Annotated in this window: 1 protein-coding gene; it reads left to right on the plus strand. The window is 56.0% G+C overall.

Annotated elements, in window-relative coordinates:
• Positions 1-284 (plus strand): HNH endonuclease signature motif containing protein (locus HMPREF2806_RS13390; RefSeq protein ID WP_198531351.1); only part of this gene is annotated, 284 nt, incomplete at its 5' end.
• Between the last annotated feature and the right edge of the window lie 241 nt (positions 285-525).

Consider the following 525-nt stretch of genomic DNA (forward strand, 5'->3'; position numbering starts at 1 on the left):
CAGCTGATTACTGCCAAATCCATCACCTCATCCCCTGGCAAGCAGGCGGCTACACCAACATTAAGAACCTGACCTTCCTGTGCGCCTACCACAACGGTATTAACGATGATGACCCTTTAAAACCCACCGGGCGCGGCTACATGTACCGGCTGAATACCGGGGTTAGTTTCATCCCACCCTGGGGAACACCGATAACCGCGATGCCCGAATACCAGGAAGCAGTCGCCAGACTCAACACCGAACAAGCAGGACAACCACCAGAGGAACCACCCGACAGCAGCTAACACCCACAGCCACCACACGCAGCAACGGCAGAAAGGAAACAGCTAACCACCAGTGACAACACTGCCACCCGCAGACCACATCAAGGCACGCGGGCATATCGGCGATCCTTGAGCACGATTCACGCGCTTCCCGCTGAGGGTTAAGCCCTTAAAGAACGAAACCCGCCAACCGAAAGATGGCTGACGAGTTGGCGTGCTTTAACGCCTCTGTTGCGACCGGCTATTTGGTAGCAGTGTCGTG

It is taken from the genome of Corynebacterium sp. HMSC076G08 (assembly GCF_001811515.1).
In the GTDB taxonomy this organism is placed as follows: Bacteria; Actinomycetota; Actinomycetes; order Mycobacteriales; family Mycobacteriaceae; genus Corynebacterium; species Corynebacterium hiratae.